1 protein-coding gene is annotated in these 16,525 nt (G+C 67.5%); it reads left to right on the top strand.

Features of this window, described 5'->3' with window-relative positions; translation table 11 throughout:
* Positions 1-13: 13 nt before the first annotated feature.
* A complete protein-coding gene (locus ACEL92_RS02100) occupies positions 14-16,525 on the top strand; it encodes an amino acid adenylation domain-containing protein (RefSeq protein ID WP_374024021.1) in 16,512 nt (5,503 codons plus the stop codon).

Raw genomic sequence — 16,525 nt, 5'->3', positions numbered from 1 at the left:
AGGGGGGTGATGGATGCAACTTGACGAGCGCGCGCTTCCCCTGACATCGGGGCAGCTGGACATCTGGCTGGCACAGGAGACGGGCCGCTCCGCCACCGACTGGCAACTTGGCCTCTTCGTCAAAATCAAAGGGCGCCTTGAGCGAAAGCCTCTCGAGTGGGCGATCCACCGGGCGCTTCTGGAGGCCGAACCCGTTAGGGCGGCGTTCTTTTCCGACGACGGCCAGGTCCTGCAGCAAGCGCTTGACCAGCCGGAGGTTGACCTTGCGTTCCACGACCTGCGCGGCTCGGATGATGCCGTGCGGGACGCCCAGGAAATCGCGGCGTCAATTCAGCGCACACCCATGCCATTCACCGGACCGTTGTTCCGGTTCGCGCTCTTTCAGACGGGTGTCAACGAATTCTATTGGTTCACCTGCTGTCACCACATCGTCGCCGACGCGTCGGGCATTGCGCTCGTAGGCCATCGGATCGCGACCATCTACTCCGCGGTGATCTCGGGCGCGCCCATGCCGTCCCCGTTCTTCGGCTCGCTGGCAGCTTTGGTCGCGTGCGAATCGGAGTACGAAGCGTCGGCCGACTACCTCGAGGATGAGGCTTACTGGTCGCAGAATCTGCCATCCGACGACGAACCGGATCGATGGTTCCGGCGAGCTGTGAGCGAGCGCGGTCCGTACCGTTCCTCAGCGCCGATCCAGCTGGATCCTGCGGTCCTTCGCCGAGTCGACGAGTTGTGCCACGCCTGGGGGATGCCCCGGTCATCGGTCATCACCGCCGCGTGCGCCCTGTTGGTGCGGACGTGGAGTGGCAACGGTCCGGAGGTGGTGCTCGACTTCCCGGTGAGCAGGCGTGTTACCCCTGAATCGAAGACCCTTCCCGGCATGGTCTCCGGCGTCGTTCCGCTGGTGTTGAGACTCGAGCCGGACGCTACGGTCAGCGACCTCTGTCTGCACGTCGATGCTCGAATACGGGAGGCGGTGCGCCACCAACGTTTTCCCGTGCGGGCGCTGGAACGCAAAGTACGCTCCGGCGACCCCCGGCATGTTGCCCAGCGGGTGAGCGTCAACTTCCTTCCCGCCGTGCTCGCCTTGGACTTCGGTGGTCTGCCGGCCTCCGCGTCGTACACGAATTCCGGTCTCGCCGACGGCTTCGGGTTGTTCTTCTCCGCCGTCGGCGACCAACTGCTGTTCGGCATCGAGGGTGCTGGGGAGCCGTTTGCGGGCTTCACCGTCGCGGAGCTGGCTGAACGCTTGATGCGGGTGCTGGCGGCCATGACCGGCGATCCAGAACGTCGACTGTTGTCGATCAACCCGTGTGGCACCGATGAGTACGCGCGGATCGATGGGTGGGGCAACCGGTCGGTGCTGACTCAGCCCGAACCCAAACCGGTGTCGATCCCGCACCTGTTCGTCGAGCAGGCGTCGCGCGCGCCGTCGGCCGTGGCGCTGACCTTCGAGGGCCGCTCGATGACCTACCGGGAACTCGACGAGGCCGCTAATCGGTTGGCCCATTTCCTGGCCGGCCGGGGCGCGGTTCCCGGACAATGCGTTGCGCTGCTCCTTGCTCGTTCGCCCGATGCCGTCATCGCGATGCTTGCGGTGCTCAAGACCGGGGCGGCGTATCTGCCGATCGACGCGGGGCTGCGGGAGGCACGGATCGCGTTCATGCTCGCTGATGCCACCCCGATTGCCGTCGTGACGACGGCGGAACTGCGGCCGCGGCTCGACGGATGCGAGCTGACCGTCGTGGACATCGCCGATCCCGCGGTGGTGACTCAACCCGACGCCCCCTTGCCGGCGCCCGCTCCCGACGACATCGCATACCTGATCTACACCTCCGGGACCACCGGTGTTCCGAAAGGTGTCGCCGTCACCCACCACAACGTGACGCAGCTCTTGAAATCGCTCAACCCTTCGGGACAGGTCTGGGCGCAGTGGCATTCGTTGGCCTTCGACGCCTCTGTCGAAGAGATCTGGAGCGCGCTGCTCTTCGGCGGCCGACTGGTGGTGGTGCCCGATTCGGTCGCCCAATCGCCGGACCACTTCCACGCCTTGCTGGTCGGCGAACACGTCGGGATGTTGAGTCAAACGCCCTCAGCGCTGGCGGCGCTCCCGGCCGAAACTTTCGGAGCGGCAACGCTATTGGTGGCCGGCGAGGCGTGCCCTGCCGAGGTCGTCGATCGATGGGCTCCGGGACGTGTCATGGTCAACGGCTACGGCCCGACCGAAACCACCGTGTGCGCGACCAGAAGCGCACCGTTGACGCCGGACTCGGGCACACCGCCGATCGGCGCACCGGTATCCGGGGCGGCGGCGTTCGTCCTCGACCAGTGGTTACGCCCGGTCCCGGTCGATGTGGTCGGCGACCTGTATATCGCAGGACGCGGTGTGGGCGTCGGGTATTGGCGCCGGGCCGAGCTGACCGCTTCGCGGTTTGTCGCCTGCCCGTTCGGATCACCTGGAGCGCGCATGTACCGCACCGGGGATCTGGTGCGCTGGGACGCCGACGGGCAGCTGCATTACGTCGGCCGCGCCGACGAACAGGTGAAGATTCGCGGGTACCGCATCGAACTCGGCGAAGTTCGGGCCGCGTTGGCCGCGCTGGACGGGGTCGATCAGGCGGCGGTGATCGCCCGCGAAGACCAACCCGGCGACCGGCGCCTGGTCGGCTACGTCACTGGGACGATCGATACGGCCGGCGCGCGCGCCGCGCTGGCCGAGCGACTGCCCGGCTATATGGTGCCGGCCGCGGTCGTGGTGATGGACGCACTGCCGCTCACGGTCAACGGCAAACTCGACAAGCGAGCCCTTCCTGCACCGGAATACGGCGGCGCCAACCGATTTCGTGCCCCGGTCACCGCTGTTGAGGAGGTGCTGGCCAGCTCCTTCGCACAGGTGCTCGGTCTTGACCGGGTGGGGGTGGACGAGTCGTTTTTCGACCTCGGCGGCGATTCGCTGTCGGCCATGCGCCTCGTCACCGCTATCAACAAATCGCTGAAAGCCGGCCTGTCGTTGCGCGCCTTGTTTGACGCGCCCACCGTGGCGCTGTTGACGCCCCGTCTCAATGACGACGGGGCTGGGCGCGAGCCGCTGGTGGCGGGCGACCGGCCCGCGGTCATCCCACTGTCGTTCGCCCAGAGCCGGCTCTGGTTCCTCGAGCAGTGGCGGGACCGCGCCGCGACGTACAACATGCCCACCGCGTTTTGGATCAGCGGACCATTGAATGTCGTGGCCCTTGGGGCTGCCCTCGACGACGTCATCGGTCGTCACGAGTCTTTGCGCACGGTGTTCCCCGACGCCGACGGTGTCCCGTTCCAGCGGGTGTTGCCGGCTCGGAGCGGGATGTGGCAACGCGGGGACGCGGCGGTGATGCCGTTGCTGGAGGAGCATGTGGCCGCCGAGTTGGTGGCCCTCGCCGACCATCGATTCGACCTGTCCAGCGAGATACCGATTCGCGTGCAGATCTACGCGATTGGCCCGGAGCAGCATGTGGTCGGAATCATCTTGCATCACATCGCCTTTGACGGGCTGTCGCTGGCGCCGATGGTGCGGGACATCAGCGTGGCATATCGGGCGCGCGAGCAAGACCGTGCGCCGGACTGGTTCGAACTGCCGGTGCAGTATGCGGATTACACGTTGTGGCAGCGGGCGCAGTTCGGCGATCTTGACGACGACAATGGTCCGATCGGCCGTCAGTTGGCGTATTGGGAGGATGCGCTGGCGGGGATGCCGGAGCGGTTGGAGTTGCCGACGGATCGGCCTTATCCGGCGGTGGCCGATCAGCGGGGTGCGACGGTGGCCGTGGAGTGGGCGGCCGACTTGCAGCAGCGGGTGCGCGGGCTGGCCCGTGAGTGCAACGCGACGAGTTTCATGGTGGTCCAGGCCGCGTTGGCGGTGTTGCTGTCGCGGCTCAGCGGGAGTTCGGATGTGCCAGTGGGTTTCCCGACCGCCGGAAGAGACGATCCCGCTCTCGAGGAATTGGTCGGATTTTTCGTGAACACGCTGGTGCTGCGGCTGGATCTGACCGGTAATCCGACGATCACGGAGTTGCTGAGTCAGACCCGGGAAAAGGGCCTTGCCGCCCTCGAGCATCGGGATGTGCCGTTTGAGGTGCTGGTGGAGCGGCTCAACCCGGCGCGGTCGTTGACCCACCATCCGCTGGTGCAGGTGATGTTGGCGTGGCAGAACGTGCCGGGGTCTGGTGGTGATCCGGGGTTGGTGTTGGGGGATTTGCAGGTGGCCCAGATGCCCATCGACACCCATACCGCCCGGATGGACCTGACGTTCAATTTGGCGGAGCGTTTCACTGAGGACGCTGAGCCGGGCGGGATTTCGGGTGCGGTGGAGTTCCGCACCGACGTGTTCGATCCCGACACGGTCGCCGGCGTGGTGGAGCGGTTGGAGCGGGTGTTGGTGGCGATGACCGCTGATCCGGGTGCGCGGTTGTCGTCGATCGATGTGCTCGACCCGGGTGAGCGCACCCGTCTGGGAGAGATCGGCCGATGGCCGCTGTTGAGCGAGTCGGCGACGGCGGTGTCGATCCCGGCGCTGTTCGCCGGGCAGGTGCGGCGTGCCCCGCAAGCGGTGGCGCTGCGGTTCGGGGAACAGTCCTGGACCTACCGCGAGGTCGATGAGGCCTCAAACCGGCTGGCGCATCTGCTGATGGGTTACGGTGCCGGCCCAGGAGAATGCGTGGGACTGGTTCTCCCGCGGTCGGGTGCGGCCGTTGTGGCGATCGTGGCGGTGCTCAAGACCGGGGCGGCGTACCTGCCGATCGACCCCGCGTTGCCCGATGAGCGGATCGGGTTTGTGTTGGCCGACGCCGACCCGGTGGCCGCGCTGAGCACCGCCGGGCTGGCCGAGCGGCTGCAACGCCATGGTGTCGTGGTCCTCGACGTCGAGGACCCGCGCATTGATGCCCAGCCCAGTACGGGTTTGCCGTTGCCCGCCCCTGATGAGGTGGCGCACCTGATTTACACCTCGGGCACCACCGGGACCCCGAAAGGGGTTGCGGTCACCCACCACAACGTCACCCGGTTGTTCGACCAGTTGCAGGTGGGCATCGGGTTGGGACCCGAGCAGGTGTGGGCGCAGTGCCACTCCTATGCCTTCGACTTCTCGGTGTGGGAGATCTGGGGGGCGCTACTGCACGGCGCCCGGCTGGTGGTGGTGCCCGAAGAGGTGACCCGCTGCCCCGAGGACCTGCACGCCCTGCTGATCACCGAACAGGTCACCGTGTTGAGTCAAACCCCCTCGGCACTGGCCGCGCTCTCAGCAGAGGGTTTGGCGGGGGTGGCGGTGATGGCCGCCGGGGAGGCCTGCCCACCCGAGATGGTGCACCGCTGGGCCCCCGGGCGGGTCATGGTCAACGGCTACGGCCCCACCGAAACCACCGTGTATGCCACCATCAGCGCCCCGCTGACCCCCGAGTCGGGGACCGTGCCGATCGGGGCGCCGGTGCCCGGGGCGGCCCTGTTCGTCCTGGACCCCTGGTGCCGCCCGGTCCCACCGGGAGTCGTCGGCGAACTCTACGTGGCCGGGCGCGGTGTGGGGCTGGGCTACCTGCACCGGGCGGGGTTGACCGCGGCCCGGTTCCTGGCCTGCCCCTTCGGGCCGCCCGGCGCGCGGATGTATCGCAGCGGAGACCTGGTGCGCTGGCGCCCCGACGGACAACTGGACTACCTCGGCCGCGCCGACCAGCAGGTCAAAATCCGCGGCTACCGCATCGAACTCGGCGAAATCCACACCGCCCTGACCCACCTGGACGGCGTCGAACACGCCGCGGTCATCGTGCGCGAAGACCGCCCCGGCGACAAACGCCTCACCGCCTACATCACCGAAACCCACCCCGGCACCGCCGATCCCGCCCAACTGCGCACCGCGCTGGCCGACCGACTCCCCGGCTTCATGGTCCCCGCCGCCATCATCACCCTCGACACCCTGCCCACCACCCTCAACGGCAAACTCGACACCCGCGCCCTGCCCCCACCCGACTACACCCACACCGCCCACTACCGCCCCCCCAACACCCCCATCGAAGAACTCCTGGCCACCATCTACGCCCAAACCCTCGGCCTCGAACGCGTCGGCATCGATGACTCCTTCTTCGACCTCGGCGGCGACAGCATCCTGTCCATGCAAGTGGTCGCCCGCGCCCGGGCCGCGGGGTTGGCCTGCCGTCCCCGTGACATCTTCGTCGAGCAGACCGTGGCCCGGCTGGCCCGCATCCCCGGCCTCACCGAGGGCCACGAACGGATCGTCGACGCAGGCATCGGGCCGCTCACGCCCACCCCGATCATGCACTGGCTGTTCGACATCGACGGCCCGATCGATGAGTTCAACCAAACCCTGGTGCTACAAGCACCAACCGGGACGACCCGCACCGACATCCACCCCATCCTGCAAGCACTGCTCGACCACCACCCCATGCTGCGGGCACACGCGGACACCACCACGCGGTCACTGACCGTCCCCGAACCCGGCGCAGTCGACGCCATCGACTGCCTGCACACCATCGACACCCTCACCAACGAAGCACTGACCCAAGCCAGATCCCGCCTCAATCCCGCCGCGGGAACGATGCTCAGCGCGCTGTGGGTGACCACCACCGGTCAGCTGGTGTTGATCATTCACCACCTGGTCGTGGATGCGGTGTCGTGGCGGATCCTGGTGGAAGACTTCAACATCGCCTGGGCCCAACACCGAAGCGGCCAACCGATCGCCCTACCCCCCACCGGCACCTCGTTTCAACGCTGGGCTGCCCTGCTCGACGACCACGCCCATACCCCAGCCGTCATCGCACAAGCCGACACCTGGCGCCAGATCACCGCGACCACGGCCGCGCTGCCCCCACCGCAACCCGGCGACACCTACACCAACGCCGGACACCTAAGCGCCACCCTGGACACCGACACCACCCGGGCGTTGCTCACCGACGTCCCCGCCGCCTTCCACACCGGCATCCACGACATCCTGTTCATCGCCTACGCGCTGGCCTGGACCCAATTCCTCGGCCAGCCCGAGCAACCCATCACGATCGACGTCGAAGGCCACGGCCGCCACGACGACCTGACCCCCGACCTCGACCTCTCACGCACCGTGGGCTGGTTCACCACCAAATACCCCATCGCCCTCAATGTCGCCGGGCTGCACTGGCACCACCTCACCACCGGCCACCCCACACTGGGCCCAATCATCAAAGCAGCCAAAGAACAACTCCGCGCCCTGCCCCACCCCCTGACCCACGGCCTCCTGCGCTACCTCAACCCCGAGCTCACAGGGAACCAACCCACCATCGGATTTAACTACTTGGGACGCCTTGGCGGCCAAGACATTCCTGGCGACCTGTGGCGGATCAGCGCGGACAGCCTGGCAATCGCCGGCGATGCCGCCGCGCTGCCAATACCGTTGTCCCACACGGCCGCTCTCAACGCCGCGACCATCGACACCGACACCGGCCCTCAACTCAACGCCACCTGGACCTGGGCCACCTCGGTTCTCGATGACACCCAAATCACCCGCCTGAGCCAATTATGGTTCGACGCCCTGACCGGAATCTGCACCCACGTCCGCCACGACGGCGGCGGCCTGACCCCCTCCGACATCACCCCCGCCCAGCTCACCCAACACCAAATCGACCACCTCCAACAGCACTACGACACCGCCGACATTCTTCCGCTGACCGCACTCCAGGAAGGATTGCTCTTCCACGCCGGCACCGGTCGGGACATCGCTGACCTGTATGCGATGCAACTCGACATCACCGTCGCCGGGCCGTTGGACCCACACCGGCTGCGCGATGCCGTCCAAGGGGTCATCGCGCGCCACCCCCACCTGGCCGCTCGGTTCTGCCGACAATTCGACCAACCCGTACAAATCATCCCCGCCGAGCCCTCGGCGGCGTGGCGATACGAGGCCCTCGACGACGTAGGTCGGATCCACGAGATCTGCGCCGATGAACGGGCTGCGGCCTGCAATCTCGATGACGGGCCGGTCTTCCGGGTGACGTTGATCCAAACCGCCCACGAGCGGCACCGCATCGTGCTGACGTTTCACCACATCGTGCTCGACGGTTGGTCCCTGCCCATCCTGCTCCACGAGATCTTCGCCGCCTACCAGGGCCAGCAGCTGCCCGCGGCCACACCCTACCGCCGGTTCGTCACCTGGCTCACCGAACGCGACCTCGACGCCGCCCGCACCGCCTGGCAAGAGACGCTCGCGGGTTTGGAGACCCCCACCCTGGTCGGTCCGCCGGCCAGACTCAGGTCCGGTCCCAAGGGCACCAGTTCTTTCGTGATCTCCGAGCCAGACACGCTGGCGCTGAACGAAATGGCGCGCTCGAATCACACCACGATCAACACCGTGCTGCAGGCGGCGTGGGCGCAGCTGCTGATGGGCTTGACCGGCCAGCGCGACGTGGTCTTCGGCACCGCCGTGTCGGGGCGGCCCGTCGAGATACCGGGTGCCGACTCCATGGTCGGTCTGCTGATCAACACCGTGCCGGTGCGCGCGCACATCACCACAAAGACCACGATCGCCGACCTGCTCAACCAACTGCACGACGCCCACAACCACACCCTCGACCATGAACACCTGTCCCTCAACGAGATTCACCGCGCCACCGGCCACGACCAACTGTTCGACACCCTGTTCGTCTACGAGAACTACCCCGTCGACACCGCCGCGCTCCTCAACGTCGACGGGTTGACCGTCGTCGAGTTCACCGGTCGCGAATCCAACCACTACCCACTGACCGTGCAGGCCACCCCCGGAGCCGAACTCGGATTCCGCATCGAGTACGACACCGACGTATTCGACGCGGAAACCATTAGCACACTGATCAATCGGCTGCGGCGCGTCATGTCGACGATGATCACCGATCCGCGGCTCCCATTGTCTGCTACGGACATGCTTGGCGCTGACGAGCGTAGCCGCCTCGACCACATGGGCAATCGCGCGATGCTCACCGCGCTCGCACCCGCACCGGTGTCGATCCCGGAACTGTTCGCCGGTCATGTCACCCGCTCTCCGCACACCGTGGCCATCAGCGACCAGGACCGGTCGTTGACTTACCGGGAGGTCGACGAGGCCTCGAATCAACTGGCGCACTTGATATCCGGCTGTGGAGCCGGAACCGGGCAGTGCGTGGCGCTGGTGCTGGAGCGCTCCGCGGAGGCCGTCATCGCCATGCTTGCGGTGCTCAAGGCGGGGGCGGCATACCTGGCGATCGATCCGTCGCTGCCCGACGACCGGATCGGATTCATGTTGAGTGACGCCGCGCCGGCCGTAGCCGTCACCACCACCGCGCTGCGCCCGCGGCTGGCCGGGCGCCCGCTGGCGGTTGTCGATATCACCGACGACCGCGTGATCGCCCAGCCGCGATCAGCGCTTCCGGCCCCGGCAGCCGACGATATCGCCTACCTGATCTACACCTCGGGAACGACGGGCGTGCCGAAAGGTGTTGCTATAAGCCACCGCAACGTGGCGCACCTGGTCGAGTCGGCGTCACCCCACCTGCCCGCACATCAGGTGTGGACGCAGTGTCACTCCTACGCGTTCGACTTCTCCGTCTGGGAGATCTGGGCCGCCTTGCTCGGCGGTGGGCGACTGGTGGTGGTGCCCGAGCGGGTGACGGCCTCACCGAAAGACTTCCACGCCCTGCTCGTCGCCCAACAGGTCACCGTGCTCACCCAGACGCCGTCGGCGGCCGCGGCGCTTACCCAGCACGGCCTGGACTCGGTCGCGCTGCTGCTCGGTGGTGAGGCATGCCCGGCCGAACTGGTGGACCGGTGGTCACCCGGGCGCGTGGTGATCAACGCCTACGGGCCTACCGAAACAACGGTGTACGCCACGTTGAGCGCCCCGTTGACCGCGGGTTCGGGAACGGTACCGATCGGAGCGCCGGTGTCCACCGCGGCACTGTTCGTCCTGGACGATTGGCTGCGCCCGGTTCCACCCGGGGTGGTCGGCGAACTGTACGTCGCCGGCCGCGGCGTCGGCGTCGGCTATCTCGGCCGGGCGGGCCTGACCGCGGCGCGATTCGTCGCCAGCCCGTTCGGCACCCCCGGCACGCGGATGTATCGGACCGGCGACCTGGTGCGCTGGCGGCCCGACGGACAACTGGACTATCTCGGCCGGGCCGACGAGCAGGTCAAGATCCGCGGCTATCGCATCGAGCTCACCGAGATCCAGGCCGCCCTGGGGGCCCTCGACGGTGTCGAACAGGCCGCCGTCGTCGTCCGCGAAGACCGCCCCGGCGACAGACGGCTTGTCGGCTATGTCGTCGAAACTGTCGCCGGGACAGTCCATCCCGCTACCGCGCGGGCCGCACTCGCCGAGCGGCTTCCCGGTCACATGGTGCCGGTAGCGGTCGTGGTGTTACAGGCGCTGCCACTGACGGTCAACGGCAAGCTCGACACCCGGGCCCTGCCCGCCCCGGAGTACCAGGACCGCAGCCGATACCGGGCCCCGGCCACCCCCGTCGAGGAGATCCTGGCCGGCGCCTATGCCCACGTTCTGGGTGCCGAACGGGTGGGTGTTGACGATTCATTCTTCGATTTGGGCGGGGATTCGCTGTCGGCGATGCGGTTGATCGCCGCCATCAACACCAGCCTCGACACGGATCTGGCCGTACACGCGTTGTTCGACGCGCCCACGATCGCGCGATTGGCACCCCTTCTCGACGGCCAGGTGCGCCGACGTGAGCCGTTGACCGCGGGCCAACGGCCCGCGGTGGTTCCGCTCTCGTTCACCCAGAACCGGCTCTGGGTTCTCGACCAGTTACAAGTCCCCTCGGGGGTTTACCACCTGGCGGTGGCACTGAGGCTGCGCGGTGACCTCGATGCCGGCGTGCTGGCTGCATCGCTCGCCGATGTGGTCGCCCGGCATGAAAGCCTGCGCACGATATTCCCCGCGCCCGACGGGCTACCCCACCAACTCATTGTGCCTTCCACCCGCGCGAATTTCGGCTGGGATGTCATCGACGCAACCGGATGGGCGCCGGCCAGGCTCGATGAGGCCATCGATGAAACGGCCCGTCATCCCTTCGCGCTGGAGTCCGAAATACCGTTGCGGGTAAAGCTGTTCCGCGTCGGCGCCGCCGCGCACGTGTTGGTCGGTGTCGTGCACCACATCGCCTTTGATGGCTGGTCGCTGGCGCCGTTGATCCGCGACCTCGGCGAGGCCTACCGCGCGCGTCGGCAGGGGGCCGCTCCGGACTGGCCCCCGCTGCCCGTGCAATACGCGGACTACACGTTATGGCAACGGGCGCAGGTCGGTGATCTCGACGAATCCAACAGCCGAATCGCCGCCCAGCTCGACTACTGGGAAAACGCCCTGGCCGGCCTGCCCGACCGCTTGGAGTTGCCGACGGATCGACCCTATCCATCGGTGGCCGACCAGTGCGGCGACAGCGTCACCGTGGACTGGCCGGCCGAATTGCAGCAGCGCATCCGCGAGGTGGCCCGCGGGTACAACGCGACGAGCTTCATGGTGGTCCAGGCCGCCCTGGCGGTTCTGTTGGCGCGTCTGAGCGCGACAACCGATGTGGCCGTGGCGTTCCCGATCGCCGGGCGAGGTGATCCCGCACTCGACGACCTGGTGGGCTTCTTCGTCAACACCTTGGTGCTGCGGGTGGATGTGGCCGGAGACCCGACCGTTGCCGAGTTGCTGGATCAAGTTCGCCGGCGCAGCCTGCTGGCCTTCGAGCATCAGGACGTGCCGTTCGAGGTGCTGGTCGAGCGGCTCAACCCCACCCGCTCCCTGAGCCATCACCCGCTGGCCCAAGTGGCGTTGGCGTGGCAGAACCTGCCCGGCCACACGAGCGACCCCATCGCCGGACTGGAGTTGGGTGACCTGCACATCAGCCAGTTGCCGCTCGACACCCACACCGCCCGCATGGATTTGACCTTCTCGCTGTCCGAGCACTGGGCCGACGACGGCGCGCCGGCGGGCATCCGCGGGACGGTCGAATTCCGCACCGATGTGTTCGCGCCCGACACCATCACCACACTTGTCGAGCGGTTCGGGCGGTTACTGCGCGCGATGACCGCGGACCCCCAGGCCCGGCTGTCGTCCATCGATCTGCTGGGCGCCGACGAGCACGCCGGCCTTGATGACGCGTCCAACAGGGCGGTGCTGGACCGGCCCGCCCCGCCACCGGTGTCGATTACGGCCTTGTTTGCCACCCACGTGGCGCGGCACCCCGACGCGATCGCGATCACCGACGGAACCCGGTCCTGCAGCTACCGCGACCTCGACACCGCCTCGAACCGACTGGCGCACAGGCTAGTCCAGTGGGGCGCGGGACCGGGCGAGTGCATCGCGTTGCTGTTCTCCCGCTGCGCCGAGGCGATCACGGCGATGCTGGCGGTGCTCAAGACGGGAGCGGCCTACCTGCCGATCGACCCGGCTGCTCCGGATGCCCGAATCGAATTCATGCTCGGTGACGCCGCGCCGATCGCCGCCATCACCACCGCGAGGCTGCGGCCACGCCTGGCCGGGCATCGCCTGGCGGTCCTCGATGTCAGCGACGGCGCGGCCGGCGACCACGCCAGCACGGCGCTACCCGCGCCCGGCCCCGACGACATCGCGTACCTGATCTATACCTCCGGAACCACCGGCCTACCGAAATGCGTTGCCATCAACCACCACAACGTGACGCAACTGCTGGGATCACTGGATGGCGGTCTGCCCCACCCGGGCGTATGGCCGCAGTGTCATTCGCTGGCCTTCGACGTTTCGGTGTGGGAGATCTTCGGTCCACTCTTGCGAGGTGGGCGAGTGGTGGTGGTGCCCGAGGACGTCACAACGTCACCGACCGACTTCCACGACGTGTTAGTCACCGAACACGCCGACGTGCTCACCCAAACCCCCTCGGCTGCGGCCGTTTTGTCGCCGGAGGGTTTGGAATCGGCGGCGCTGGTGGTGGTCGGTGAGGCGTGCCCCGCCGATGTGGTCGATCAATGGGCGCCGGGGCGGGTGATGATCAACGCCTACGGCCCGACGGAGACGACGATGTGCGTCGCGATCAGCGCGCCGCTGACGGCCGGGTGCGGACTGGTGCCCATCGGTATGCCGGTACCCGGGGCGGCGCTGTTCGTCCTCGACGAGTCATTGCGCCAAGTGCCTTTCGGGGTGGTCGGAGAATTGTATGTCGCCGGACGAGGCGTGGGTGTCGGGTATCTGCGCCGCTCGGGGCTGACCGCGTCACGGTTCGTGGCCTGCCCGTTCGGGGGCCACGGGGCGCGCATGTATCGCACCGGGGATCTGGTGCGGTGGGGCGCCGACGGCCAACTGCACTACCTCGGACGCGCCGACGAGCAGGTGAAGATCCGCGGCTACCGCATCGAGCTCGGCGAAATCCGCGCCGCGCTAACTCAACTCGACGGCGTCGAGCGCGCCGCGGTCGTCGCCCGCGAAGACCATCCGGGCGACAAGCGGCTCGTCGCCTACATCACTGGGACCGCCGATCCCGTCGACGCGCGTGCCGCGCTGGCCCAGCGGCTGCCCGGCTACATGGTGCCCGCGGGGGTCGTGGTGCTCGATGCGCTGCCTACGACGATCAACGGGAAACTCGACACCCGCGCCCTGCCGGCGCCCGACTACCACGCCACCGACAACTATCGCGCGCCGTCCGACGCCATCGAGGAGATCTTGGCGAGCATCTTTGCCGAGGTACTACGACTTGATCGCGTCGGAGTGGACGACGCCTTCTTCGACCTTGGCGGCGATAGCATCTCGTCGATGCAGGTGGTCGCCCGGGCCCGCGCAGCCGGTGTCATGTGCCGCCCGCGAGACATCTTCGTCGAACAGACGGTGGCACGGCTGGCCCGCGTCGCCCAGATCAGCGACAGCGCGGGCGTCTGCGTCGACGCGGGCGTCGGGGCGGTGCTGCCCACTCCAATCATGCACTGGCTGTGGCACATCGACGGGCCCGTCGATCAGTTCAACCAGACGATGGTGATAGAAGCGCCCCAGCGCACCTCCCGGCCCGACGTGGTCACGCTGCTGCAAGCCCTGCTCGACCACCACCCGATACTGCGGCTCCGTGTCGTCGACGGCGACGCCGGTAAGCGGTCGTTGACCGTACCCGCGGCGGGTGCGGTTGACGCGGAGAGCTGCCTACTTACCGTCGACGAGTTGACCGATGATGCGGTGGCGACCGCCCGGTCACGGCTCAACCCCTCCGTCGGGACGGTGCTCAGCGCGGTCTGGGTGACCACCACCGCACAGCTGGTGCTGATCATCCACCATCTGGCCGTCGACGCCGTGTCCTGGCGAATTCTCTTGGAAGACCTCAACATCGGCTGGGCTCAACACCTGAGCGGTCAACCGGTCGCGCTGCCGGCCGGCGGTACGTCCTTCCAGCGCTGGGCGGCACTGCTGGCCGAGCATGCCGACCGACCCGCGGTTATCGACCGGGCCGGCGCATGGCAACACACGCTGCGCGCTCACCCGGCCCTGCCCCCACCCGAGCCCGAGACTGACACGTACGCCGGTGCTGGCCACCTGACGCTATCCCTGGACACCGACACCACCCGCGTGCTGCTCGGCGAGGTTCCCGCCGCGTTTCACGCCGGCGTCCAAGACATTCTGCTGATCGCATTCGCGCTGGCGTGGGGCGAGTTCTCGGGCGCCGGCGAAGGCGCGTCGATCGCGATCGACGTCGAAGGCCACGGCCGCTACGAAGACCTCGCCGCCGATGTCGACCTTTCGCGCACCGTGGGCTGGTTCACCACCAAATACCCGGTCGCGCTGCCGGCCGGCGGGCCGCGCTGGCCGCAACTGGTAGCCGGCGACAGCGCAATAGGGGCGTTCGTCAAGCGCGCCAAGGAACAACTCAGGGCCCTGCCCGAGGGGCTGACCTACGGACTGCTGCGTTACCTCACCACCGACGTTGCACTGGCTGGGCCCGACCCGACTATCGGGTTCAACTACTTCGGAAGACTGCACGAGACGGACGTCTCCGGCGATCTCTGGCGGATCAGCAAGGACGGTCTGGCGGTCACCACGTTCGCCAGCGCGGTGCCGATGCCGCTCGCACACACCCTCGAACTCAACACGGGCGCCGTCGACACGGGTGCCGGGCCCCACTTGCAGGCCGAATGGACCTGGGCGCCTTCAGTGCTCGACGAGGCGCAGATCGCCCTGCTCAACCAGCTCTGGTTCGACGCCCTCACCGGCATCTGCGCCCACGTCCGGCGCGGCGGCGGAGGTCTCACCCCCTCGGACATCGCGCCCGCGCGCCTCGCTCAGCACCAAATCGACCAATTACAAAACCATTTCCCGATCGCCGACATACTGCCGCTCACTCCCCTCCAACAGGGTTTGCTGTTCCACGCGGCGTCCCAGAACAGCGACGGTGACCTGTACTCGATGCAGCTCGACTTCACCGTCACCGGCCCGCTGGACGTGGATCGTCTCCACGGCGCCGTGGACACGGTCGTCAGCCGCCACCCCAACCTGGCCGCCCGGTTCTGCACTCAATTCGACGAGCCGGTGCAGATCATCCCGGCCAACCCCCAAACAACCTGGCAATACGTCGAACTCGATACCGATGCCGACGAGCAGTTGCAGCGCATATGTGGCGCCGAACGTGCCGCGGTGTGTGACCTGAAGGGTTCGCCGCCCTTCCGAGTCGCCCTGATCCGCACCGCGCCGGAACGTTACCGGGTGGTGTTGACCAACCACCACATCGTCCTCGATGGTTGGTCGCTGCCCGTGCTCCTGCAGGAGATCTTCGCCGGCTACTACGGCCAGCGACTGCCCGCGACAGTCCCATATCGGCGGTTCGTCAACTGGCTCGCCGAACGCGACCTCGACGCCGCGGAACGGGCCTGGCGCGAGGTGCTCGCCGGCTTCCACACTCCGACTCTGGTCGCACCGCCGGGCGGCCCGACGCTGGGAGCCCGAGGCCTCGCGTCGGCTCGCGTGCCCGAAAGCACCACCCAGGCGGTCAGCGAACTGGCCCGCTGCTGCCACACCACCGTCAACACGGTGCTGCAGGGCGCCTGGGCGCAGGTGTTGATGTCGATGACGGGCCGGCGTGACGTCGTATTCGGCGCGGCGGTCTCGGGCCGGCCGACCGAGGTGGTCGGCGCGGAAACGATGGTGGGTCTGATGATCAACACCGTGCCCGTTCGAGCCACCATCACCCCGGCCACCACCGTCGCCGACCTGCTCGGTCAACTGCACACCGCGTACGAACGCACCCTGGACCATCAACATCTGGCGCTCAAGGAGATTCACCGGATCACCGGGCTCGACCAGCTATTCGACACGCTGTTCGTGTTCGAGAACTACCCGATCGACGCTACGGCGCTGTCGCACACCAACGGCCTGGCCATCACCGACCTGACCGGCACAGAATCCAGTCACTACCCGCTGACAATGCAAGCCCGCCCCGACCGCGAATTGATCCTTCGCGTCGAATACGACAGCCACGCCTTCGATGCAGACGCCATCGAATCATTGATCGACCGATTCCAGCGCGCGTTGGTGGCCATGACCACTGACCTAGGGGGATGA

The sequence above is a fragment of the Mycobacterium hainanense genome (assembly GCF_041890355.1).
Taxonomy (GTDB): domain Bacteria; phylum Actinomycetota; class Actinomycetes; order Mycobacteriales; family Mycobacteriaceae; genus Mycobacterium; species Mycobacterium hainanense.
The sequence above is the reverse complement of the archived record's forward strand: the minus strand, read 5'-3'. Positions and strand labels throughout refer to the sequence as shown.